The 24,938-nt window shown below is 34.4% G+C and carries 23 protein-coding genes and 1 tRNA gene; 13 read left to right on the plus strand and 11 right to left on the minus strand.

All coding sequences use genetic code 11. From position 1 onward, the window contains the following. Complete coding sequence (locus SSOP1_RS01595) at positions 1-705, plus strand: DUF364 domain-containing protein (RefSeq protein ID WP_009990611.1); 705 nt, start codon at positions 1-3, stop codon at positions 703-705. On the opposite strand, the gene SSOP1_RS01600 is transcribed toward SSOP1_RS01595, so the two are convergent. Then, positions 692-1,873, minus strand: coding sequence for a hypothetical protein (locus SSOP1_RS01600; protein WP_029552548.1), 1,182 nt, complete (start codon positions 1,871-1,873; stop codon positions 692-694). The two genes, SSOP1_RS01595 and SSOP1_RS01600, sit on opposite strands and share 14 nt — an antisense overlap. 40 nt (positions 1,874-1,913) lie before the next feature. Between SSOP1_RS01600 and SSOP1_RS01605 the strand changes: the two genes are divergently transcribed. The 12 genes from SSOP1_RS01605 (at position 1,914) to SSOP1_RS01660 (ending at position 13,469) form a co-directional block, all read left to right on the plus strand. Then, positions 1,914-2,243: a DUF2175 family protein gene (locus SSOP1_RS01605; protein WP_014511520.1), complete on the plus strand. Its 330-nt coding sequence runs from the start codon at positions 1,914-1,916 to the stop codon at positions 2,241-2,243. A gap of 141 nt (positions 2,244-2,384) precedes the next feature. After that, positions 2,385-3,167, plus strand: coding sequence for an FAD-dependent thymidylate synthase (gene thyX / locus SSOP1_RS01610; protein ID WP_009990614.1), 783 nt, complete (start codon positions 2,385-2,387; stop codon positions 3,165-3,167). A gap of 79 nt (positions 3,168-3,246) precedes the next feature. Further along, positions 3,247-3,636, plus strand: a complete 390-nt coding sequence (locus SSOP1_RS01615) for an NADH dehydrogenase subunit 3 (RefSeq protein WP_009990615.1) — start codon at positions 3,247-3,249, stop codon at positions 3,634-3,636. Then, the gene (locus tag SSOP1_RS01620) at positions 3,633-4,127 is read left to right on the plus strand and encodes an NADH-quinone oxidoreductase subunit C (protein WP_009990616.1); all 495 of its coding nucleotides are present in this window, start codon (positions 3,633-3,635) and stop codon (positions 4,125-4,127) included. The genes SSOP1_RS01615 and SSOP1_RS01620 overlap by 4 nt, the downstream gene beginning before the upstream one ends. Further along, on the plus strand, positions 4,105-5,337 hold the full coding sequence (locus SSOP1_RS01625) for an NADH-quinone oxidoreductase subunit D (protein WP_009990617.1): 1,233 nt from the start codon (positions 4,105-4,107) through the stop codon (positions 5,335-5,337). Before SSOP1_RS01620 ends, SSOP1_RS01625 begins: the two co-directional genes overlap by 23 nt. Beyond that, positions 5,337-6,395, plus strand: a complete 1,059-nt coding sequence (gene nuoH, locus SSOP1_RS01630) for an NADH-quinone oxidoreductase subunit NuoH (protein WP_009990618.1) — start codon at positions 5,337-5,339, stop codon at positions 6,393-6,395. The genes SSOP1_RS01625 and nuoH overlap by 1 nt, the downstream gene beginning before the upstream one ends. After that, complete coding sequence (nuoI, locus tag SSOP1_RS01635) at positions 6,383-6,886, plus strand: NADH-quinone oxidoreductase subunit NuoI (protein WP_009990619.1); 504 nt, start codon at positions 6,383-6,385, stop codon at positions 6,884-6,886. Before nuoH ends, nuoI begins: the two co-directional genes overlap by 13 nt. Continuing rightward, positions 6,867-7,370, plus strand: a complete 504-nt coding sequence (locus SSOP1_RS01640) for an NADH-quinone oxidoreductase subunit J family protein (RefSeq protein WP_009990620.1) — start codon at positions 6,867-6,869, stop codon at positions 7,368-7,370. Before nuoI ends, SSOP1_RS01640 begins: the two co-directional genes overlap by 20 nt. A gap of 2 nt (positions 7,371-7,372) precedes the next feature. Continuing rightward, positions 7,373-7,660: an NADH-quinone oxidoreductase subunit NuoK gene (locus SSOP1_RS01645; RefSeq protein ID WP_009990621.1), complete on the plus strand. Its 288-nt coding sequence runs from the start codon at positions 7,373-7,375 to the stop codon at positions 7,658-7,660. 1 nt (position 7,661) lies between these two features. Beyond that, on the plus strand, positions 7,662-11,048 hold the full coding sequence (locus SSOP1_RS01650) for a proton-conducting transporter transmembrane domain-containing protein (protein ID WP_009990622.1): 3,387 nt from the start codon (positions 7,662-7,664) through the stop codon (positions 11,046-11,048). Further along, the gene (gene nuoN, locus SSOP1_RS01655; protein ID WP_009990623.1) at positions 11,048-12,442 is read left to right on the plus strand and encodes an NADH-quinone oxidoreductase subunit NuoN; all 1,395 of its coding nucleotides are present in this window, start codon (positions 11,048-11,050) and stop codon (positions 12,440-12,442) included. Before SSOP1_RS01650 ends, nuoN begins: the two co-directional genes overlap by 1 nt. Further along, positions 12,435-13,469 (plus strand): inositol-3-phosphate synthase, encoded by a 1,035-nt coding sequence (locus SSOP1_RS01660; protein WP_009990624.1) that lies wholly within the window; start codon positions 12,435-12,437, stop codon positions 13,467-13,469. The genes nuoN and SSOP1_RS01660 overlap by 8 nt, the downstream gene beginning before the upstream one ends. A 112-nt stretch (positions 13,470-13,581) precedes the next feature. On the opposite strand, the gene thiI is transcribed toward SSOP1_RS01660, so the two are convergent. The 10 genes from thiI to SSOP1_RS01715 form a co-directional block, all read right to left on the minus strand. Continuing rightward, the gene (thiI, locus tag SSOP1_RS01665) at positions 13,582-14,697 is read right to left on the minus strand and encodes a tRNA uracil 4-sulfurtransferase ThiI (RefSeq protein ID WP_009990625.1); all 1,116 of its coding nucleotides are present in this window, start codon (positions 14,695-14,697) and stop codon (positions 13,582-13,584) included. 256 nt (positions 14,698-14,953) lie between these two features. After that, positions 14,954-17,320: a hypothetical protein gene (locus SSOP1_RS01675; RefSeq protein WP_009990626.1), complete on the minus strand. Its 2,367-nt coding sequence runs from the start codon at positions 17,318-17,320 to the stop codon at positions 14,954-14,956. Positions 17,321-17,414: 94 nt separating this feature from the next. Continuing rightward, a complete protein-coding gene (locus SSOP1_RS01680) occupies positions 17,415-18,458 on the minus strand; it encodes a hypothetical protein (protein ID WP_009990627.1) in 1,044 nt (347 codons plus the stop codon). 256 nt (positions 18,459-18,714) lie between these two features. Then, positions 18,715-18,802 (minus strand) — tRNA-Arg (locus SSOP1_RS01685). A 24-nt stretch (positions 18,803-18,826) separates the two neighbouring features. Next, positions 18,827-19,468 (minus strand): DUF434 domain-containing protein, encoded by a 642-nt coding sequence (locus tag SSOP1_RS01690; RefSeq protein WP_009990628.1) that lies wholly within the window; start codon positions 19,466-19,468, stop codon positions 18,827-18,829. 9 nt (positions 19,469-19,477) lie between these two features. Continuing rightward, the gene (alaS, locus tag SSOP1_RS01695) at positions 19,478-22,180 is read right to left on the minus strand and encodes an alanine--tRNA ligase (RefSeq protein WP_009990629.1); all 2,703 of its coding nucleotides are present in this window, start codon (positions 22,178-22,180) and stop codon (positions 19,478-19,480) included. 203 nt (positions 22,181-22,383) lie between these two features. Continuing rightward, positions 22,384-22,704, minus strand: a complete 321-nt coding sequence (gene rpl12p, locus SSOP1_RS01700) for a 50S ribosomal protein P1 (protein WP_009990630.1) — start codon at positions 22,702-22,704, stop codon at positions 22,384-22,386. 46 nt (positions 22,705-22,750) lie between these two features. Next, a complete protein-coding gene (locus SSOP1_RS01705) occupies positions 22,751-23,767 on the minus strand; it encodes a 50S ribosomal protein L10 (protein WP_009990632.1) in 1,017 nt (338 codons plus the stop codon). Next, complete coding sequence (locus SSOP1_RS01710) at positions 23,764-24,420, minus strand: 50S ribosomal protein L1 (protein WP_009990633.1); 657 nt, start codon at positions 24,418-24,420, stop codon at positions 23,764-23,766. The genes SSOP1_RS01705 and SSOP1_RS01710 overlap by 4 nt, the downstream gene beginning before the upstream one ends. Position 24,421: 1 nt before the next feature. Then, positions 24,422-24,934 carry a 50S ribosomal protein L11 gene (locus SSOP1_RS01715; RefSeq protein WP_009990636.1) on the minus strand — a complete coding sequence of 171 codons (513 nt, stop codon included), beginning with the start codon at positions 24,932-24,934 and terminating at the stop codon, positions 24,422-24,424. Positions 24,935-24,938: the final 4 nt, after the last annotated feature.

Below are 24,938 nucleotides of genomic sequence, written 5' to 3' on the forward strand. Positions count from 1 at the left end.
ATGATCCTTAGGGAAATTATTGACGAATTGTCATATCAGTTGAAGCAAAGAAGAATTATTAACGTATGTGTTAGCCCTGCTTACACATCAGTAATGTTAGACGATCAATCCATAGGAATCTCACATACTATAACAGATGGTGAGATAGAAGGTGCTGGTGAGATAATAGGGAAAAATGCTTATGATGTTGTGATAAACAATCTAGACTCAAACTTGCAAAGATCTCTGTCTCTAGCAATTCTAAATGCTTTAGGGAGTATGATTGATTTTACGCAAGGTGATCCAATTAATTTATACTCTGGAGGAAAGCTTTGCGTATTTGGTTTTTCACCTCAACTGTCATATAGTAATTTTGATAGCGTTATCGTGTATGATTTCATGTCTACTGAAAATAAGAAGGTAGGTAACACAGAAATAAAACCTTACTCTTCACTATCTCGTGAAGTATGTTCTACTGCATTAATTTTCGCATCTTCTATAGTCAATAATACAATAGATAGGATTATTAGTCAGATCTCTGCTAATCACCTAATTCTAACTGGCATTTCTTCGGTAGACGCTCCAATTACGCTTAAAAACCATGGATTTGAAGTGTTAGGAAAATTATTCCCAGTTGAGAAATATCGAGTATTTCGAACAATCTGCGAAGGTGGCAGTAATAAGTTATTGAGTAAATATATAATGAGGTATTTTAAAAAGCTGTAGGTTGTATTTCATCAATTTTTGAATAACATTGCCCACTATAATATAACATAGAGTCATTGCAACCATTATTTTTTACTACAGTAATTCTGGCATCTATAATATTTAAGTAACGATTAGCTTTTATACTATCAAAAAGTTTAAGGTAAGCTATCGCTGCTCTTGCAATAACCTTAGGATTATTTAGAGCCCCTCCTAACGCGCTACCTAATCCCTTAAGTGCTAAATTCTTGTATGTTTCGTCACCAGTTATATTCCATAATCGTGAAAAGAATATAGAAGCTTCAGAGTTTGAAATTGGCTCTAAGTAAGGCACTTTAGTTATATTATCAATCTCCTTTATGTCCCTAAAACCTCTTTCATGTTGTAAATTATTCTTTATATAATCTGCAACCTTTATAGCGAGACTGAGATACTCCTCGTTTATAGTTCTCTCATATTCACTAACTAGTGCATTACCAGCTAATGCTTCATCGAGCAAAATTCCTTTAGTTTCTTTTTTCTTACTTCTATATACTTCACCACTATTAATGTCTATAAAATCTAGTAATTTTTGTACACTAGTCACTCCGTAATTTACTAACATTGAAACGTTTGCAGAGGATTTCTCATCAATTTTTATCTCTCCTTTTCCTTCTAAAAGATACCTAGCTACATCATCAGAGCATTTTATCTTATCTTTCGCTTTAAGGTATTCCTTGTATACATTAGTATAGGTTAAATAAACTTCTATCATCCTAGTATCAGCTTCATATCCCCCAATCACTTTATTTATTGTTTCATAAATTATGCTAGGAGTGGGTTCTATAGGATCAGGGGTATATCCCTCTAATTTTATACCTTTTACTATTCTTCTTTTATATTCATCTAGTAACTCTCTTAATTTATTTTCGATAAATTTCAAATCTTTAGATTCGATTACCGCGAGTAAATCTAAAGTAGGACTAAGAATAGTAATTGTGGGTATCATTCCTCGTGTTAGTCTAATCGTATAGTGAATGTATTCTAGTGCATTTACCTTTTTGCCTATATATTTTGAAAAAATTGTAGAATCTTGTAGTTTTGAATAGATAGTATCACAGTCCTTACAGTTTTCATCAGTAAAAAACAATAATATGGGCTTGTCGAAGAATTTAGCGTCATCAATTGTGCGTGAATTTAGTATCATTATTAACCGTAAGGCTTATTTACATATAAAACTTCTACTATCTATGAGTCGTCCAGCTACAAAATGGAAGTGTGTACTATGTAATAATACAATATATTGGGACGAATTATTCACTTATTTAAAAAACGGTGTTAGTCATTATACTTGTTTGAGAGATAAAGCAATAAGAAATGCTAAGATTGATAGCAAAGAATTAACTTTGCTTTTGGACTCTCTAGAGGAAGAACTAAAATCAATAGTTTCTTATAAGCAAAAGTTATCATCACTACAAAATGAGGAGGCAAAAAAGACGTTAGACCAAATTGAAAAGGATGCTGAGAAAAACGCCGGGATTTTAACTAGATTGATTGAGAAGTTTAGTGATCTTTCTTAATAACTGATGAGGATATTAGAATTAAATTATTTTATTAAATTATTTTATAAAAGTTATAAGATTATTTTAGATCAATTAAGCTGTCAATAAAACGATGAACCATATTTCTTAAAAATATAATAAGAGATAGTAGTATTTGATATGATCTCTGTTAAATTAGTCTCATATACGAATGATGGAGAGAAAGTCATTGCTATTGCTGCTAAGATGAGTAGGAGTAGAAAAGGTTGGGATTATCATGAGAAAGACATGACTGATGATGAAATTGAGACATGGATCAGAGATGCAATCCTTCACGGTTATTGGAGTGTTCTTGAGCATAGCGTTTATACTTTTTCTATAGAAGAAATTTCTCGTGTAGCTTCACATCAGCTTGTGAGGCATAGGATTGCAAGTTATACGCAAATGAGTCATAGGTTTGCTAAGCCTATAGACGAATACTACAAACCAATTATTCCGCCATCTGCCAAGAAAAGAAGTAAAGAGTTAGTGGAGAAAGCGTATAAGGAAGCCTATGACAACTATTACACACTTTTAGAAAGCGGTGTACCAGAGGAAGATGCAAGATATGTACTACCAAATGGAGTAAATACAAATATTGTCGTCACAATGAATGCTAGAGAGTTATATAACTTCTTCTCGCTTCGACTGTGTTCAAGGGCACAGTGGGAGATTAGAGCAATAGCTTGGAAAATGTTAGAGGAGGTTAAGAAAGTTCATCCCCGACTATTCAAATATACTGGACCAAATTGTATAATACATGAAAACTTCATAAGAAATGAAAATGAATCTATAACTTTAGAAGATATATTTAAAGATTACAAATTAGAGTTCATATCTCAAAGATGCATCGAGGGAGTATTGAGAGACGGAATAAAAAAATGCATCATAAATTCGCGTTCTGTATTGGATAATATTAAATAACTATAGTATAGGATAGAACTTTTTACTGTAACTCTTTAACGAAGAGTATTTAAATGATTACCTTTTATATACACATGCGATGTCATTTACACAAGCTATTTTAGGTTTTGGTATTCCCATTGTAGTCTTTCTGGCTGCTGGGTATGGTCTTTATAAGTTCTTACTGCTGATACTTCCATCGAAGCCTAATCCCTTAAAGGTTAGCCGATTTGAGGCTGGTAATATCCCCACAGGATCAGGGAGGCTTTGGTTCCCATTGCAATATTATGGTTATTTATTGCTTTATGTTACCTTAGAACCGATAATTGTATTACTACTTCCTATCGCATTTTCAAATTATTATTCAGTACCAGTAGCTTTCAGAGATCTATTATTAATAATTGTAGTGTTTATTGTTTTAATGTACCCCGTTTTGTATTATGCTATCAGACAAATTAATTTATTATACCAGTGGGAGATGAGAAGATGAGCGAAGCGCTAAAAAGTCTTGTAAACGATTTGCAGACTAAGTTTAAATGTCAAGCCAAGATTGAAAGTGATAGACGGATAACTGTGATTGTGCCTGATAAGAAAATCATAAGAGATGTGGCCAGCTTCTTAAAAGATTTTGGGTTTGATCATGTTAAGGCAGTAACTGGTATAGACTATCCTGAGCACGAGAAACTAGAGGTGGTTTATCATATATCTTCATACTCTAATTTAGATCTGGCTAAAATCATATTAGCCTTAAGAACGACTGTAAGTTATAAGGATCCTTCTTTGCCTTCACTATATTCAATATTTGAAAGTGCGTGGACTGGAGAAAGGGAGACTTATGAGATGTTAGGAATCAGATTTGAGGGTCATCCAGATCTTAGAAGATTTTTCTTGGATGAGGATTTTGAAGGTGTATATCCATTGAGGAAGTCATATAAGATCAAGTTGGAGGGGGTCTTCGTTGACAAGCCAACCACAGAATGAAATACAAGAACAACTACTTGCAGCTACTGGAATGTCTGTAGAATTTATACCAGTTCAAGGAGAGCTCAATGTCGGCCCGCAACACCCTGGCTCTGGTCATATGAGAATATTTGTTAAACTAAATGGTGACATCATAGAGGATGTAGACTTAGATGTCGGTTATGTTCATAGAGCAGTAGAAAAGCTTTCAGAAAATAGGAATTACATGCACCTTATACCTTTAGTAGAGAGGCCGGCGATTTTAGATTCTATACATATGAATTTAGGCTACATAATTGCGGTAGAAAAGATTTTAGGAGTTGATGTTCCAGAAAGGGCGCAATACTTAAGGAGCTTTGCTGCGGAGGTAAATAGAATAGCTAGTCACCTCTACGGATTAGGAATTTTGGCAATATTCTTAGGCCATTCTACCGGTTTTATGTGGGGCTTTGGTGATAGAGAGGTATGGGTTACCATATTAGAAGCATTAACAGGGGCGAGGGTTACAAATTCGTACGTAATACCAGGTGGGGTTAGAAAAGATATAACTCAAGAAATAAAAGAAATGACCATAAAGGCTATAGCATATCAACGTAAAAGACTAGAAGATTGGAAAAAAATTTTCTTTTATAATCCATCGATTAGAGCGAGGCTTGAAAATGTTGGAGTTATGAGTAGAGAAAATGCAATTAAATGGGGAGCTGTCGGGCCTAATTTAAGAGCTTCTGGAGTATACTATGACGTTCGAAAAATAGAACCATATGGGGCTTACGATAAGTTAGATTTTGAGATTCCAGTTTACAAGGAGGGAGATGGTCTAGCAAGAGGTTTGGTAAGATTAGAGGAAATCGAACAAAGTATGAGAATATTAGAGCAGATAATAAAGAATATACCTGAGGGTAATATCTTATCAGATAGATTCTTCAAACAGATACCTCCTATTAGACTTAAGAAGTATTGGGAGACATATCGACGCATTGTATTGCCAGGCTATTACGCTTCATTTAGACCACCTAAGGGTGAAGCAATATCTAGAGTTGAAGCTGGAAGGGGAGAGCTGGCATATTATGTAGTAAGTGATGGTTCTCCTAAGCCTTATAGATTAAGAATGATAACTCCTTCTTATAGGTTAATATATGTTTTTAAAGAGTTATGTAAAGGTTCACGATATGCTGATTTGGTTTCGATTTATGGTAGTCTAGATTATTTCCCTCCGGAGGCGGATAGGTAATGAGCGTTCTCTCAGCTTTGCAATATTATTTCTTTTATCCTTCATTTTTCTTAACAGTAATTTTCCCTGGTCTAATATTCACTCTAATTTTTCTTTTAGTTACTATATGGTTTGAAAGAAAAGCAGCAGCTATAGTTCAACTTAGATACGGTCCTTACTATGCATCTAAACGATTAGGAGGTATACTTCAGTTATTTGCTGACGCTATAAAATTTGTATTCTCGGAGATAATAATTCCTAATGGAGTAAATCAAACACTTTATGCAATATCTCCAGTTCTAGTATTAATATTTGCGTTTTTACCTATGGCTCTTATACCAATATCTACTATACCAACACAAGGATCTATATTGTCAGTTTATCATGGCATATTTTATGACACCCAAATTCATCAAGGTATTTTAGTTCCATATTTCATAGAGTACAATTTAATAGGAATAATCGCACTGGAATCTCTATATCCAATACTTGTCATATTCTTGGCATGGAATACAAACAATAGATTCGCTATAGTAGGTTCTATAAGGGAGGCTTATTTGTCAGTATCTTATGATGTATTAATCATAATTTCGACACTTGCATTAGGATTAGAATATCACACACTTGATGTTGCTAAGATAGTGACTTCTGGAATACCGGGATTTATAGCTAATCCTATTGCGGCATTTGTATTCTTAGTTGCAATGTTAATAGGTTCTTCGAGGTTTCCATTTGAAATAGTAGAAGCTGAAACAGAGTTAGTTATAGGTCCTTATACTGAATATAGCGGTTTTCTATTTGTATTAACCATGGCGGGTTCCTATGTGGCAAATTTGGTATATGCAATTCTCTTTGTGGACTTATTCTTGGGTGGTTGGCTTCCATTTACGGGATTTGTAGGTGCAATATTTACCGTTTTCAAGGCAGCAATAGTGGTATTTTTTGCTGTATTTCTTAGAGCGGTTTATGGAAGATACAGAATAGATCAAGCTTTAAGGGGAAGTTGGAAATATTTCTTTCCCTTAGCTTTAGCTTCCTTATTATTAGGTGTGGTGGTGGGTTATTTATGGATAAGGTGAAAGAATATAAAAAAGAAAATATAGCGAGTTTATTTGCAGAACATATACAGTCCATAGTTACGGGTATAAAATATTTTGTAAAGCCTCAGAGAATCACACTGCAATATCCAGAAGATAGCCTTACTCTTCCTACGGGTTATAGAGGTATGATTAGGCTGTACAAAGACGTATGTATAGGCTGTACTTTATGCGCTTTGATATGTCCCGCAGATGCGATGAAAATGGTTACAGAAAGTGGAAAGAAGTTTCCGCAAATAAATTACGGTAGGTGCGTCTTCTGTGGTTTCTGTGTAGACGTATGTCCAGTGGATGCTTTAAAGGAAACTAAAGTACATGATCTTGTTTTTAATAACAGAAAACAACTGATCTTCGATCCGGATAGATTTAACGTAGATATAGATGATGTGCCTATGCAAGATAAGCCTGTAAGAAAAGTAAAAGCAATAATAGATGAGAAGAGGGGTATAAAATATGTACCCGCAGACGAGTGAGATAATACAATATATATTATTTGGTTTTTTTGGAGTTATGACTATAGCCTTCTCAATATATATTGTTAGGGCTAAGAATGTGTTTTATGGTGCAGTGAGTCTAGCATTTCTAGGTTTAAGTATTGCAGCATTAATAGCATTAGAAGCTCCATCAACGTATGGTATATATTCAGTGTTTCATATTCTCTTGTATGTGGGAGCGACGGTAACTTTTCTTGCTATTTCGCTGGTAATGTTTAAAGATTTAGAGGTAAAATTTGGTAGAGGAGCATTAGGAATATTGGCTGGAGGGGCTGTAACACTCTTGTTTTTAATTATAGTTTTTATCTCTATTCCTCAAGTTTCTTCAGCAGAAGTACAACCAATTAATTTCCAAGTATTAGCTAATGATCTTATAGAGAATTATTGGTTTCCACTAATTATACTTGTTATAGCTTTATTAACTACTTTAATTGAGGCAATATCCTTAGCTAGGAGGGATTAGCCATGATGGACCTCGGGTTATTAGGTATTACGATCTCAGGTTTACTTATAGGTATAGGCATATATGGTTTATCTTCGACGTCAAATATCATTCGAGTACTGCTATCATCTGAGATTATATTAAATTCATCTATATTATTTGTTTTTTCCTATTCTTCCATGGTGGGAATGGTGTATAAGCCTATAGTATTTTCCCTCTTTGCAATAGGTATGGCTTTAACAGAAGTCGTAGTTGCATTTGCGGCTGTTATACTTTACTATAGGCAAAAGGATAAACTGGAGGTGGAATAAGATGTTTCCTCTCTCCTTTATAATGTTAATAATATCCTTTATACTTGCAGTTAGTATATTTTTTGTTAGATCAAGAGTAGCCTCATTTATTTTGAGTTTTGTATCAATAGCCATAAATATCCCATTTTTGGTTTTTAGAGGTATTTTTGAAAACATATTCGTCTCGAAATATGTTGGAGACTTCGGAATTGTAGTAAACAATTTCAACTATCCATTTATAATAACTATTATAATTATTACACTATTGTCCGCAATATATTCCTTAAGGTATATGGAACATAAGTTTGATGAGGAGAGAAAAAGTAGCTGGGGTCTTTACTATGCTTTGTATACTTTATTTGCCCTTTCGATGCTATACACTGTACTATCGACTAATCTACTGGAATTATATATATTTTTGGAGATTTCGTTAATTTCGTCATTTTTACTGATAGCGCTTTATGGGTATGGTGATAGACGCAGAATAAGCCTTATGTATTTCATATGGACGCACATTGGTACAATATTACTCTTGGCTTCAATAATAGTAATAGGTCTTTCTACAGGCTCTATGAACATTTACGTTGATGCTTATACTTTTGCCAATTATTCAACTATATCCTATGGAATCCTAGTATTTATAATAGCAGTAGTTGGTATGTTTGTAAAAGGTGCTCAAGCTGGTTTCAACATATGGCTACCGTATGCCCATGGCGAAGCACCAACTCCTATTTCAGTATTGTTAAGTCCAAATATGGTTGGTTTAGGAATATTTGTAGTAATAATTTACTATTATCTATTTCCCACTATGTCCTTCTTAGCTCCCATATTCATAGCTTGGGCCATTATCACGATGATTTATGGTGGTATTAACGCTCTGGCTCAAAAAGACTTTAAGAGGTTTTTAGCGTATTCTAGTGTTTCTCAAATGGGTTATATGCTATTAGGTGCTTCTATAGCATTTTTAAGCGGATTATCAAATTCCATTATTTCGTTGCCTATAGGAATATTGGCGAGTATTTTGATCTATGTATCTCATGGTTTTGGCAAAGCTATATTATTCATGAGCGCTGGTGCGTCAATTACCGAACTTAATGAAAGGAATATTGAAAAGTTAGGGGGACTATATCTTTCTTCTCCCCTTCATTCAACATTAGCGTTTATAGGCGCATTGAATCTTTTGGGTCTGCCTCCTACAATTGGACTGATAAGTGAAGCATTGTTGATATTTTCATTAGGTACTATATTAGATAAGATAGGAATAGTAGGTTTTATAGTGATAGTAGCTTTTATAATGATCGCAATAGGTACCTCTTCGGCTTATATAGGTTATTTGTTCAAGACTGTGTACGCAGGTAAAAAGGAAACCAAGAATATTGATAACGTAAAAGAGTATTCTATTCCAATGTTATTAATAGGAATATTTAGCATAATTACGTTCTTTATTCCTCAATATGTATCACCTTCTTTAGTATTCACGTCACTGTTTTCAAATTCTACAATTTTGCCATTCATAGCGTTCTTGCCCGTTTTAGGTTCGCTAATCGCGCTAATAACTCCAAAGTCATTAAATCAAGATTTGAGAGGCGCAATAGTAGTGGTATCAATAGGTATTTCAATGGTCTTATCTGCTGTGTTATTAGTTAATAATTTAGGAAAACCCTTATTCGGACACCCTCAGTTATCATATTCATTTGGTTATCTACAATTTAGTGCTAATTTGCTTCAATCCATTTTAGCCCTATTTGTATCTTCACTATCATTCTTTATAGCATTATATAGTATAGGATACATGAGAGAAGATAACGTTTTAAGAAGGTACTGGGGTTTCTTTGGACTTTTCGTAACATCAATGTTATCTGTTGTTTTAGCTAATAACGTTTTATTATTTATTGCTGGATGGGAGGGAACTAGTCTAGCATCTTATGGTTTAATTAGTTACTGGCTAGATGACAATGAAAGGAATGTAGTTGGAGATTTTGGAAGAAGAATATTCGGAATCGAAAATGTCTCCAAACCAACAACTAGTGGGATTAGAGCTTTAATTTTCACTCGTGTAGGTGATGTTGGCTTGCTAGCGGTACTAGGATATTTGCTTTCATTATCAAGTTACAATTATATCTTATATCCCATTTCAAATGTATCGTCCACAGTATTTTCTGCATTGTACGCTGTAGCCTCACATCCAGAAGGGTGGTTAATATTGCTAATATTCTTTTTAGGTGGGCTTGCTAAAAGTGCACAATTTCCTTTCACGCAATGGCTATTGACTGCTATGACTGGTCCCACACCAGTTAGTGCTCTAATACACGCAGCTACTATGGTTAATTTAGGGGCTATTCTTACATTCCTCACCTATCAATTTATACCAATAAATTCTAACACTTATTTGTTCTTTGCCATAATGGTAGGAATAACATTATTTACAGCATTATACACAAGTATTAACGCTCTAGCCTCAAATGAACAAAAGGTAATTTTAGCTTATTCTACAGCGGATCAAATATCGTTAATGATATTCTCATCTTCTTTAGGTGCTTTACTTGGAAATGTAAGTTTAGGAATAATAATAGGGCTTATACAAATGTTCGCACACGGACTATATAAGGCATCTCTCTTTATGAACGCTGGTTCCGTAATACATTACACAGAAAGTAGATATGTAGCTTCAAAACCATTATTATATAAGGAGATTCCTTCTGTGTTTATTTTACAACTAATTGCTGCATTAAACCTAGCCAATTTGCCGCCTTTAATAGGATTTTGGGCCCACAATATCATAGGTAATTTAGCTAGTAGTACTTCAACTACGATATTTTACTTGTATATAATTCTGGAATTTCTAGGTTCAATCTATATATTAAGATATATTGCAAGAACGTTCTTATGGAAGGGAGAGACAGATAAGACTCATGAACATGGGCACTTAAGTATCTTAATGGTTATAAGTCCTGCATTCTTGATATTAGGATCAATAATACTAGGTGTACTTTACTTTAATCTGGCGACCTTCTTTAATATTATACAATTTTCTGAGATAGATTTCCTTAGTTTAACATTATCTATAATAGGTTGGATAATCGCTTTTGCCATATATACTAGATATTTGAATTTAAGTTCTGTAAAGCCCCTAATAGATTTTGTTTATTATGGTTGGTATGTGAATCCAGCTTTTGATAAATTTGGATATCTTTTCAAAGATTTTGCTGGTGCTCTATTCAAAAACTTTGAGAGAGGAGTTATCGATTTAGGGCTGAACGAGAGATTACCTAAATCTATAGTAAACTTTGGATCAAGAATCTATAATGTAGTCGAGGATCATATTCTTGGGGATTATATCATGTTATATGCATGGGGTATAGTTTTACTTTTAATTATAGTTTTGATTCTATTCGGGGTGATTGGATAATGGATCCTATGTATTATTTACCAATTTTAATACCATCAATTTTTATTTTGTTTTCATCTATATCAGTTTTATTTATAGACAATGGTCTTGATGAAAATAGGTTTAGATTATCAGTAATACTTTCTGTAGTATTATTAGGAGTTAGCCTAGCGTTTTTAATATACTCGTGGACAGCTAGTGTTATAAACTATACTCTATTCTCTAAATCTCTACTTATAGACGTGCCGGGCTATTTCTTTTCAATAACTGTATTTAGTATAGGTATACTTGCTATTTTATTGAGTAAAGATCATATAATATCTTGGCCTACACGCTCTTCGATGCTGTCATTGATGTTGCTATCTTTACTAGGTCTATTTTATATGTCTTTTGCGAACAATATTATCATTGTTCTCACAACTTGGGCAATATCATCAGCTGCAAGTTATGCAATAGCTATGCTTAGAAAGGATTACAAGTCAGTTGATGCTGGTATTAAATATCTTATTATGGGGCTTTTATCGAGCTCAATAATGATAATTGGTTTTGCCTCATATCTAATTTCAACTGGTTCATTACTATTTACTACATCTGTGATATATCCAAATCTCTTCTTTTTCTCTATATCTTTTATTTCAATAGCATTTTTATTTAAGATTGGAGCATTTCCATTTCAAGCATGGTTGCCAGATGTTTACACGGATGCTGATAGAATATCAGTGGCTTTTATTTCAAGTGTGGGTAAGCTTATAGGTATAATTCCTTTATTTAGGGTAGTATATCTATCAGATCCTAATATGGTAGAATTGGTTATATTCATAGTCATTTCAGTAGCTAGTATGTTGGTTGGAAATATAACCGCTTTTTCAAGGAGAGATGTTGCAGCAATACTTTCATTTAGTTCTATAACTCAAATGGGCTATATCTTAATAGGTTTTGCAATGTTTACAGTATCTCCAGCCATAGCAGTTGTAGGCATTTTAGTACAATCCCTTGCATATGGAATAGCTCAAGTTGGTCTATTTGGTATAGTGAGTCACGTAGAGAAAGTATCTGGGACTTCTGATATTTCTGGTCTTAGAGGAATATCATCTCAAGATAAGCCACTAGCTTTTGCAATTGTTGTTCTTATATTAAGTTTACTAGGAATACCGCCAATTTTCGGGTTTTGGGGTAAGTTGTTCTTATTTGAAAGCTCATTCACATACCCTTGGCTTACTATAATAGCTGTACTTAATAGTGCAATTTCTGCCGGATACTATGTACCTATTGTTAGAGAAGTGTTTAGGGAAGGAGAATTTGAGGTTATAAAAAGTTCAGAAAGAAACATTGCAGTAGTCTCGGCAATTTTAAGTATAATACTAGGTATAGTTATTCCAATTGTATTTCAGATTTTGGTGAGTCAGATTGATTAGAATTGCCTTAATTGGAGTAGGTAATGTGGCTTCTGCATTAGTGCAATCTATAGAACTGATTAGAAATGGCAAAGAGATTTACGGAATATTAGATCTCCCAATAAGGCCAAATGATATAGAGATAGTAGCGGCTTTCGATATTGACAAGAGGAAAGTTAATAAGAGGCTTAGAGAGGCTATATTCACTAAACCAAATGTAGTTGATAAGTATGTAGACGTTAAAAACGATATAATTGTAATGAGAGGTCCTACTCTCGATGGAAGAGTTGGGATTCTTTCAAATATTATTGAAGAATCTGAAGAAGAACCTGTTGATATAGTTGACGTTTTAAAGAAAGAGAAGGTAGACGTGGTAGTAAATTTATTACCAACTGGGGCAACAAGCGCAAGTAATTTCTATGCTAAGGCTTCCTTAGAGGCTGGTTCTGCTTTCATAAACACTACTCCTTCCCCAACTGCTAAGGAATTTAAAGATCAATTTATGGAGAAAAGACTTCCAATCTTAGGCGATGATTTATTAAGTCAAATAGGAGGAACAATAACACATGCTGGTATTATTGAGTTTTTAAAAAGTAGAGGAGTAAAAGTTCTAAAGTCTTATCAAATAGACATTGCTGGTTCTACAGAAGCTCTCGTAGCCTTGGAAGACTGGAGAAAAGATCTCAAAAAGAGCTTAAAGTCCTCCTTCATATCTTCTTTTACGAACGACGTTGAAGTTGTAGCGGGGACATCTGATTACGTAGAGTTTCTAAAGGACAGAAGGGTTAGTTATATGGTAATTGAAGGATTATATGGAATAGGAGTTCCAATAAGAATTGACATTTCTCTGAAAACATACGATTCTTTCAATGCAGTAGCTCCTCTAATAGATCTAATAAGAATTGCAAAGCTCTTAGGACGTCATGGTATTGGTGGTGCTGTAAAAGAGGTTTGTTATTACTACTTTAAAGACCCTCCAGAAAAGGCTAAGAGTATTATGGATGCTAAAAGATCATTAGATTCCCTTTTAAATAAGCTTTTAGGATAAGTCTTATTCTATTTTATTAATGATAAAAGTTTAGAACGAATCTCATCCTTTAAGGGGTTTAGATGATGTGTGAACCCCGGACTGATAAATGATGTGCGCGTGTGAGGACTGATCATAATTCAATTACCTCCGAGTTTTCAAGTATCTTCTCGTAATCAACATTTAGCCTCTCTTCATTCTTTAATATTTCATTAAGATCCTCAGAGGTCCTAGCTTTAGTTGAGATTGCGCAATATTCTGGAAGTTTTATTGAGTGTTTGTAAGTTCCAATTTTCCTTGCGATGTCAACGATTTCTTCCTTATCAAATCCAATTAGAGGTCTAAAAATAGGATACTTTATCCCATATTCAGTTACGTATAAATTAGCCATAGTTTGTGACGATACTTGCGAAAGTGATTCCCCGGTGGTAATCGATTTAGCATTCGTTTTTTCGCACAGCTTTTCAGCCGTTTTATACATCACTCTCTTTAACATGACTACACGGCTTCTTCTCTCAACTTGCGATAACTTAATAAACACATCTGTACCCTTTACGATAAATATTTTTAATTTATGTCCTCCACTCCATCTTTTAAGCATATTTAATTCTTTTAATACTAACTCCTTATGTAGGTCTCCGCCCAAATTGAAGTTTAAAATAATGGGAACTGACCCTCTTTTCATCATCATCCATGTGGCTACAGGTGAATCAATGCCACCAGAAAACAACACAACTGTCTTCCCTGCAACACCGACCGGTAAACCCTTCGGTCCTTTAATAACCTTATGATAGAAGTACGTCATCTCATTTCTAATTTCTATAAATATCTCAACTTCAGGGTTCTCTAGATCTACTCCTTTAGAATATGGATATAAAGCTTCACCAGCTCTTCTTTCAACATCTAGGCTAGTAAAACTGTGAGATCCTATTCTTTTTGCTCTTACTGCGAAAATTTTGCCTTTAACTATCTCCGCAAAAATTTCTTTAGCTTTGTTAACTATATCTTCCAAATTATTTGATTTAATTGCTATTACTGGCGAGAAAGACGATATACCGAATACCTCGCTAAGTGCCTCTATGTTCGCGTTATTATCGTTAACTTCTAATAGGATTACTCCTTGTGATCTCCATATTTTCCCTCCTCCTATAGTATTTCTTATATTATTGATTAATGTATACTCAAAATTCCTCCTAGACCTTGGCGATTTAAGTGCAATTTCACCTGATGGTCTTATAATTACTAACATGATCCCTCACTCTCATGTAGTGCATAAATAGTTGTATTGCGTGCCTACAAAATTTTTGTCCGCATTCGCACTCAGAATAAATTATTTTAAAGCCATCAATTTTTATCCTTACCTTATAGTACCCTGCTACACATCTAGCACCCACAAAGCCTTCTATGAGATTATTATTAATGGATGTTATAATTATCATAATATAAAAGAGAGGATATAAAGAAAAATAAGGTTATCTTCCATGAGACAAGTTATATCTTTAGACTTATCCCCAGTAAGGACTAGAGGTGGAAGTTGTTGTAGTAGAAGTTGAGGATGACGAGGTCATTGGTGTGCTAGATGAAGAAGAAATTTCTGGTGCCGTCAGTATCCATGGTACTGGTTTAAAGAATGTTAAGTTTATTACTATACCATTTCCAACTATTATCGGATCCTTAAATATATAGCCTTTTGCTCCCCATGTCCACATTGACACGTTTTGACTTGGCGTTAATATTACAGTTATAAATGGATTAGCAAGACCGGTAATTGAGTTCACTGATGAGTAACTAAATGTGACATTTCCGTTTATTGCATAGGCGAAAGCTAGTATTGGGACTTGTCCATTCGGTGCATTCCCTGCATTTGCAGGATTATAAAACACTATTGAGAAGTTAAATACACTCAGATTTCCACTAGGTGTAACTATTTTAGTGTTTGGCTGTATTGTGACAATCATATTGCCAGCTACTGCTACCCCTCCTTGGGTACCATTTATTTCGTAACTATACACATTTACTGGAGTCAGACCATATACGCTACTTACACTTACTTGTACTGGTTTGGGTGTTTGGGCAACTGGCGTTTCTGATGACTCGAATATCCATATAACTGGCTTGAAGAACTGTACATTAACCATTACTCCATTACCATATAACCAATGGTCCACAAACTTGTAGCTTCCACCTATGTATGCAGTTCCATTAAATGTTCCACCAAACCAAGTCCAAGAGGTCCAAGTATTTGGAGCCCATACAACTGTTATTGGTGGTTGAGCTATAACTTTTCCATTGCTCATAGTTACTAACGAAATAGCTGGCGTTATCTGGTTGTTTACAGCGAATGCAAACGCATATAATGGCGTTAGGTTAGGTGCAGTCGGTGGTGAATATATGGCTTCAAGGCTAAAGGTTACTAATGAGAAATTGTATACAGATAACATTGTACCATTCGCTAATTCCGCATAGGTATCTGGTTTTACTATAACCATTACATTGCCAACTTGTAATGTATATCCTTGACCGCTACTGGCATTTATAGTTACTGTATCTATCCCACTAACCTTCATTATTGGTTCATTGAGATTATAGTAAACCGTATCTGATAATGCATTGACTTCTGTTGAGTTCCAAATTTCCTTAGTTATTTGCCAGCTTGCAGTAGTGATATTATAAACGAAATATGCGGTTATTGCAACATGAATATCATATATCATTGGGAAATTAGGTTGACCTTGATTTACGAATCCAAAAAATACAGTATCGTTGGCTATGACTTCGGCTGTAGCATTCGATGGAGATAGATACACTTTAACTATTGGTGGTACAGCTGTCCCATTGGGTAATAGATTTTGGACATATGTTAAGGCAAAGATAAAGTATTGATCCCAAGTGTTGAAAACGTTTGTTATACTAGAAACTCCAGTATAAGTTCCCGCTTTAAATACCGGAGGTAATTGTCCAATTAACACTAATTGTGCATTTGGAGCAAAATTTTGTGCTATTGTACTGCCTGGAAATTCTGCTCCTAATGCGTTCATCTGTGACAAGAATTCATCAAGCACTTGATTTGCTTGTATTAAGTGTTGAGATGGATATCCTGTAATTACAGCTGATGGAGGTACCTCGTTTCCTTTCCATATTAATTCAGTAATTTCCGGAACTCCGTGAATGTATTGTACTATTATAGTATTGCTAGCATTAAATACTTGTAAATATACTGGATCAGCGGTAGGTGCTACAAAGTATTGTACAACGTCAGTTACATTGAACGTATTTCCATTAATTTGTGTTACAGTAGGTAATGCTGTGGTGTAGAAGTATACTGTCTCATAAGTTCCGAAGAAGTTAGCTAGCCAAGTTGTATTAAATGTGGTTAAGTTATATGTTCCGGCAAATGGCTGTCCCATTATATACGCAGTAAAGTTAGATGCTAACAAAGGAACAACATCTGAGGGAGATTCTATCGCTATGCCGTCATAGAACTGTAATACTGCAGATAGAGCTGCGCCAGGTTTATATCCCGAAACGTTTAATTTGCTTATTTGCTGTAACATCTGTTCATATAAGGTCTTATAATAAGTATAGTTTGTTTCCGCTTGCCTGTATAAGGTGTAATTATTCTTAGCTTCTGTTAATACTGCATTATACATGCCTTCTAGTAGTTTGTATTGGGAAGCTAGTTGTGAATATGTTTGATTTAATTTAGTATAATTTCCTTGCAATGCCATGTATTGACTATCTACACTCTGATACTCATTATATGCGCTAGTGTATCTCGAGTTTGCTACTGAATATTCATAAAAACCTATAGCTGCTATTACAATTAAAACTACTGCTACTATAGAGAATGCAATAGTTTTCATGTCTGCCATTTTGGATCGAGAAGAAAGTTGAAACTTATTTAAAAAGTTTTTACCCAAATCTAGTTACTTGCATTTAAAATAAAATTCTTAATTACGGTTAGATCTAGGCTGTAATCTTAAGATTTTTGTATACTATTGCTCCAAGTGAAATTGAGGATATTAGAGTTAATATTGCTGAGTTTATTTCTATATCTCCAATACTAACTAAAGAAGGTATTAGAAATCCACTTAATGAGGCTAGGTTCATACTAGGCCCTATTTTTGTTACTTCAACTTTCATTAATTTAATTATAATAGGCAACAATGAATTAAGACCCAATCCCAGTACTGTAAAAGGTATGAACATCCATGCTTTAAGCGTAATAAATGATGTAAATCCCAAAATTCCGATCATCAGAGAAGTCAGTAATGATGAAATTCTAATGTTTCCGATACTTGGTAGAATTATATACGCTATAAATGAAATAGAATACGCGATTATCGTTTCTTCTATTGCATTATTCTCTCCTAATAGGGAAGGAATTAGCTGTAATATATATGCTGGCTCAAATCCTAGTAAAAATATTAACAATGCTTTCCACGAGAACGCTATACTTATACTTCCAGAATTAGAGAATAATTTCTTATCAATATTAGATCTCTTGATTAGCAAGAAAAATACTAATGAAAAAGAGCTTGTTATAAGTACCATTTTTCCCATTAGAAATGACATGAGTGCGGATAGTATCCATCCTAATGCCCATCCACCCATTGTCATTCCCATAATTATTTTGCTCCTACTCTGAGTTGCAAGTTCTACTGCTGCTGATGTAGCCAGGCCGAATAGAATTCCAGTTGCAACTCTTAATAGAATTAGTGCAAGGGTGTCTGTTCCCATAAAGAATTCTAATATATCCAAAATAGCCATATTTCCTAATGAGAGATAAGTTATTCTCTCAATATTTATTCTTGACATCAGAAAAGGATATGTTATTGGAGTTATCGCTCTTCCTATAAATGGGGCACCTATTAATAAAAACTCCACTAAGCCCGTATAATCTGTATATTGTAGATAAAAAATGAAATTAGTAAGGAAGTAGGAAGATAATGTAAAGCTTAATACTGGTAGTATGGTGGTTTTCCTTAGTGGTATTTTTATTCCTAACATTTCAATCAAGATATATACTTTTCAGTTCAAATTTAAAATTAAGTACCATGTAAGTATAGTCTACTTATACATTTCAGTATCAGTAATTATTATAATTACAGTTTTATGTATTTTTCACATATCACTAGAGTTCGATATTGCTAAATAAAAGATTCGTACTATATTATGGAGATTTTCACAGCAGAAAGTAATAAGCTCTGGCTTCCTTCACCTTAAAAGGTTAAGGTTTCAGTTTTAAACACATTATGAGAATGTGCGGACCCGGCGGGATTCGAACCCGCGACCACCGGCTTTCTTCCGAAAGTTAGGAGGCCGGCGCTCCATCCTGGCTGAGCTACGGGTCCAATTATTAGATTACTATAATCCCATTAAAGTTTTTCTTCAAGATTAGCAATCCAAGGTCCCTTAAGTATCTTAAACGTGCTTTCGAAAAATATCGTGTTTAAGATAGTAGAAATTTTTTGTGATTTGAACAGAATTACGAAATCGTTACTATAAACAGCTTTATTTGAAATTATTATCTCTTTATCAGCCTTGTTAACAGTTCTTATTTCTATTCCTTTTTTCCTTAATTTACTTGTTATTTCGCCACTTTTACTTAACTGTTTATCAAGTATTATTTCACATTTTATTCTATATTTCTCACAATATTCAGAAATTAGTATCAATGTATCGGATATTATCTCACTAGATTTGTGTCTTCCTAAACCTAGATCTCTAAGGAATCCATCATCACATAGATATAACTCGTCATTATTTATCGCAGAAATTAGTGTTAAAGCTAAATTATATCCGTCCAATACAACTTCTCTTTCTTCGTTGTTTATTTTTCCTTTAATTATTTCTATTTCCTTATCGGAATGTACGCAGCGATATAATAAGAGTCGTTCTAAGCTAGATAAGTTGTATTTAGCAGCTATTATATCAAGGACAACCTTTCTAGAATAGTCTCTATTTAAAAAATATTTATAATCCAAATAAGCCTCCCTAAAAACATCTGTGAAATACATAATATTCTCTTATAGCGATTTTCTTACTATATCTATTATTTCTTCTTTACTCTTTTTACTACTTAGAATTACGTTTGCAAATGTACCTTTTCCTCCTCCTTTTCCTCCTCCCTTTAGTAATTCTTCTACTATCTTATCTACTCTCATATTTTTAGACGTGGCAATTTGTAATCTATTATCAGAGATGGATATTGCAATAGTATTATCTGTGGAAGTTAATTTTCTTAGTATCTCCTTGTTTTCCTCCTCGTCATTTAATCCCTCTATGATATATATTTTATTACCGTTAATTTCGTAAGGCTTCAGACTATTTAGCAATTCAGTTTCAACTATTCTTCTATATTGGATTATTAAATTATTTTTTTTCTCAACTTCATTAAGTATTCTTCTCAATCTGCTAGGTAGTTGATCTGGAGAAGTACCTATTATTTTCGAAGCTTCAGCAATTTTTGCTTCAGTTTCCCTAATATAGTCAACTAACGCTGGTCCCGCAACATATTCAAGTCTTATTATACCATCTTGTATTCTCTCCACGTTAATTATTTTCACGGCTCCTATCTCACTAGTATTACTTACATGAGTTCCTCCACAACTCTCTATATCCCAGTCCTTTATCTCCAATAATCTGATTGTTGCAGAATTAGGTACTCCACCCTCATATATCGATACTCCATATTTCATTTCAGCTTCCATTCTGTTCATTTCTAAAGGTTTAACTGGTCTTCTATCTGATATTACACTATTTGCGTAATTCTCTATTAGCTTAACTTCTTCCTCAGTTAAAGCTTTATGATGAGTAATATCTAGTCTTCCCTTTTCTGGCGTTTTTTCAGCTCCAGCTTGCCATATATGGTCACCTAATACTTTTTTAGCGGCTGCAAGTATTACGTGTGTTACTGTGTGATGTCTCATTAAACGATACCTTCTTTCCCAATTAATTTCCCCTCTTACATTATCTCCAACCTTTATTGTTGATGGCTCCTCCTTTAGTACATGTATTATCACATCGTTTACTTTCTGCGTATCTACAACTTCATATCTTTTACTACTTTTTTCATCAATTATGAGGCCAGTATCACCTAATTGGCCTCCTCCCTCTGGATAAAATGTGGTCTTATCTAAAATCAAGTAGTTCTTATAGATTCCCAACACTTTTCCTTCAAAAGATCTCATATACTGGTCTTTATAGTATAATTTTTCAGTTGGTTGTAGTGTAGTAATATATTCTAATAAATCCTTGGGCAACTTAACCTTATCATATACGTTTTTGATTGTTGAGGTTTGGTGTCTCTTAGCTACTAATGCGTAAAAGTTACGCGGTAGTTCAAATTTTACTCTCTTTTTCTTTAGTTCCTCTTCTAGTAGATCCGGGGGAACGCCATTAGAATCGTAAACTTGTATTAAGTCTTCTGTTGTAATTTCGCTCTTTCTAGCTAAAGTTGAGGCTATAGATGGAACTTTTTCCAAAATCTTCTCAAATCTCTGTTGTTCTAGTTCCACTGCGTCTAATATGTAATCTTTATTCTTTAATACTTGCGGAAAATCTTCTTTCCAGAAGCCTATTTGCTCTTTTACTAGTTCATACAGTCTTACATCCGATTTGAGTAATCTTAGTACTTTTAAGGCTCTTCTTATAACGAGTCTGCCAAGATATCCTTCACCAGAGTTGGAAGGAACTAGACCATCAGCTAGCATTAGCATTATTGTTTTCGTATGGTCTAAGATCTGAAATACCTTAGCTGCCCTATCTAATTCTTCTTCAACATTCTTGATATCAATTCCTAATTCCTTGCTAACCATTTGTCTATGAATTTTTATAGTATCTGGGTTATCTGGGTCTATCTTACCAGCAAATCTAGATGCTACTTTTAGTAGTGTCTCATCTATGTAAGCTACTCCTATTTTGTCAAAGAATTTGTATACTAAATTACCATATATCGCATGAAATGCAGAGGGAGTCTTTTGTGTTACCCATGCAATCCTTTCCACACCATACCCGGTATCTACAATTTTTAATTTCAGTGGAATGTAATCACCATTATCAGTTATCTTATATTGCATAAATACTAATGTTGCTAACTCTAATCCACCTACTGTAACTTCTAGGCAAGGTCCGGCGTTTCCTCCTCCTTCCCACCACGACTCTTTGAAGTTTAATTCCTCTTCTGGTATTCCTAACTCCTTTGTGAAGAATTCTGTGGCATATGCTGTCGTTTCGTCCTTCCAATACACATAACGATCTGGATAGTTGAAGGCATGATGTGCGGCCATTTCGAACGTAGTTAAATGCCTTCCAAACGTTACTCCCACATTATCTATATCTTCTAATCTTATTGAAGGTTGTGAAACCACTAGGGGATTTGCGGGTGGAGGAACTAAGCCGCTAGTCACATGGGGCTGAAAGTCAACAATGCTCGCTATTGTTAAGTATAAGTCCTCTCTCCATCTAGCCAAAACTGGTTTAGGAGGTATCCTTGTATGTCCTCTCTTCTCAAAGAATGAAAGGAATTTCTCCCTGGCTTCCTTAACTGTTAATGGTTGGCTTTTTATATTTATGTCAAAAAAATAATAATCAGTACAAGGTATATCTGAACAATATTCTTTTTTATCGTCCTTGGTCCAAAATGGTGTTTGGCATGATTTGCATATTTTTCGCTTAAAATCATTTTTGATAAAAAAATTTAGTTTGTACTCCTCTTCACTAGCTTTCATACAATAAAAAGAAAAGTATCTAAAGCTTAAAAACTGACTCCTCTCGTAATTTAGATTCTAAAACAAATAGCCATTAAGATTTCATTTAAGATTTCCATGAGGAAGGGACTAATCCATAAATTAAATTCTGTATTATAAAAACAAATTTAAAATGTGACTATTTCTCGGAAAAAGTGTTACTTTTATTATCCTTTGTAAGAATTTTAGCCGAATAGTGAGGCTAACCCGCTTGCAATTTCTTCTTCGCTTGGTCCTTTCTTTTCTTCTTCTTTCTTTTCTTCTTTCTTCTCTTCTGCAGCAGGTTGTGCTTGAGTTGCTTGTGGTTGTGCAGCTACTGCTACCGGCATAGCTGCAGCATTCTTTAGTACTTCATCAATATTTACTTCTTTTAATGCAGCTACTACGGCTTTTAATCTTACCTCATCTACACTTATACCAGCTGCAGTTAGTACATTCTTTAGAGCATCTTCACTTATTTCCTTCTTAGCTGAATGTAATAGGAGACTCGCATATATGTACTCCATTCTTATTCACACTCCACATTTTTGTCTTAGGTTATATAAATTTTTATCATCCAAATAAGGATGCAAGTCCGCTTGCAATTTCTTCTTCGCTTGGTCCTTTCTTTTCTTCTTCTTTCTTTTCTTCTTTCTTCTCTTCTGCAGCAGGTTGTTGGCTCTGGCTCTGTTGTACTGTAGGTAACTGTACTCCTAAATCTACTTTTCCGCCGATCGCGGTAGCTAATGCATATGCTTTAGCTACAGCTTTAGATATTACCGCTTGGGCTGATTCTGGTGTAATGTAGCCTATCTCAGATGCTAGTGCGATCGCATTCTTAAATACCTTACTAATTGTAAACTTTAATACATCTGGAGTTGGATACGCTATCTCTACTGCAAGAGTGAATGCGTTCCTATAAGCTTCAGTTATATTACTCCTATAACCTTCTAAATCAAGTTTTAGACTTTCAGCGGGAATTACTAAACCTTCATGATACGCTACTTTTATCTTTAATTTTACATATACTGGCATTATTCCAAGTTTCTGTAAAATTGGTAAGGCCTCTGCAGGGATTACATCACCAGGTTTCGCTACTACTGTATCTTTTACTACGTGTACCTTACCATCTTGTACCTTAGTTTGTACCTTTAGCTTTCCAAATACGCTTAATATTGGTCCTGCAGGCATCCCAGTATCTCCAGCTGGAATTACAACTTCTTCTTCAGCCTTATCGCCTGGCATGGCGTACCTTCTTAATTTATAATTTTCAAAGAACATGTTAGTTATGAATGGATTATCTTTAGTGAATATGAAAACGTTTGGACCAGTTAAATATTGCTCAAGCTTTTCTATATCTATACCAGCATTTTTGGCAGCTATCTTGAATAAAGTATTTTTAGTTACTTTTATTGTGGCTTTTCCTCTTAATTTCTTCCTAATTTCATGTAATTTATCTGCAGGGAAACCTTCAAGATTTCCAATTAGTATAGTATTGCTGTTTTTAATAAGTTCAGTTAATTCCTTGACTTCTTCAAGCTTCCAACTGGCAACTTTTCTCTGTTTCAAGGCTAGAGCCAATCTTTTCACCTTAACTCTACTTTTACTACCTTACCCATAGTAGTTTTTACATATATATTCCTTACCTTTTGGGCGTACCCTTTAGATTCTATTACGTTTAGTACTGCTAGTGCGTTTTCAGCTAAGTCTGCAATTTGCTGGCTTTCAGTGCCTATAAATACTTGTGTTTGTGGTTGATCTTTCGTCTTAACTAATGTTGATCTCTTAAATCGTAGTATATATTCTGAGATGTCTGCAGTATTTGGCAATGGAGTCGGGAATTTCCCTCTTGGACCTAAAGCTGGACCTAATATTCTACCTACTAAAGCCATTGAGTCTGGGGCTATCAGAAACCAATCATTTTGACGAGCTATTTTTTTAATTGCCCTCTTGTTCCCTTGAAGTTTTTGTAATTCTTCTTTGGTTAAAATGGTGTTAGGTTCGGCTTTCTTTGCGTACTCTAGTTGCTGAATAGTTGGGACTACTAAAACTTTCTTTGTTTTTTCCGGAGGCTTAGGCAATACTACTATTTCTCTTAATTTTAAGTCTCCCTTTTTCATGTCTACTTCTTTAAACGTAACTATTATCTCTACGCTTTGGACAAAGTTTCTCTTAGGGTTGTTTTCGGGAGATAGTGCTAGCTTAAGAGAAGCTTCAAGATTACTTCTATCAACAATTTGCATTTTACTCTTTCACCCCATTCCATTCATTCTCATATTTTGCTAATAAATCATCGTATTTACCTTCTTCCACTTCCTTTACTAGTTCTTTAGGGTCTCTATTATCCACTGTTAGTCCGATAGACTTAGCTGTACCTAGCATACTTTTTAATGCAGCCTTTAACGATTTAGTAGTTAACCCCGGTTTTTTCATAATTGCTATTTTAATTACTTGTTCTAACGATAAATTACCTATCTTTTTATGTGCGGGATCTCCAGATGGTTCACTAGCACCGGCTTCCTTTAATAATAATGCAGTAGTAGTAGGTATTCCGACTTTTATCTCATATTTTTTAGTACTACTATCGACTTCTATAGTAACTGGAACTGACATGCCTTTAAAACTACTAGTAGCCTCATTTAATTTCTTGACAACTTCTCCTACATTTAACCCTAACTGCGAAAGTGTTGGCGCTAATGGTGGTCCTGGCTTAACATTACCTCCTTCTACCATTATTTTTATTGTTTTTATGGGCACCTTA

This window comes from Saccharolobus solfataricus (assembly GCF_900079115.1).
GTDB classification, from domain to species: domain Archaea; phylum Thermoproteota; class Thermoprotei_A; order Sulfolobales; family Sulfolobaceae; genus Saccharolobus; species Saccharolobus solfataricus.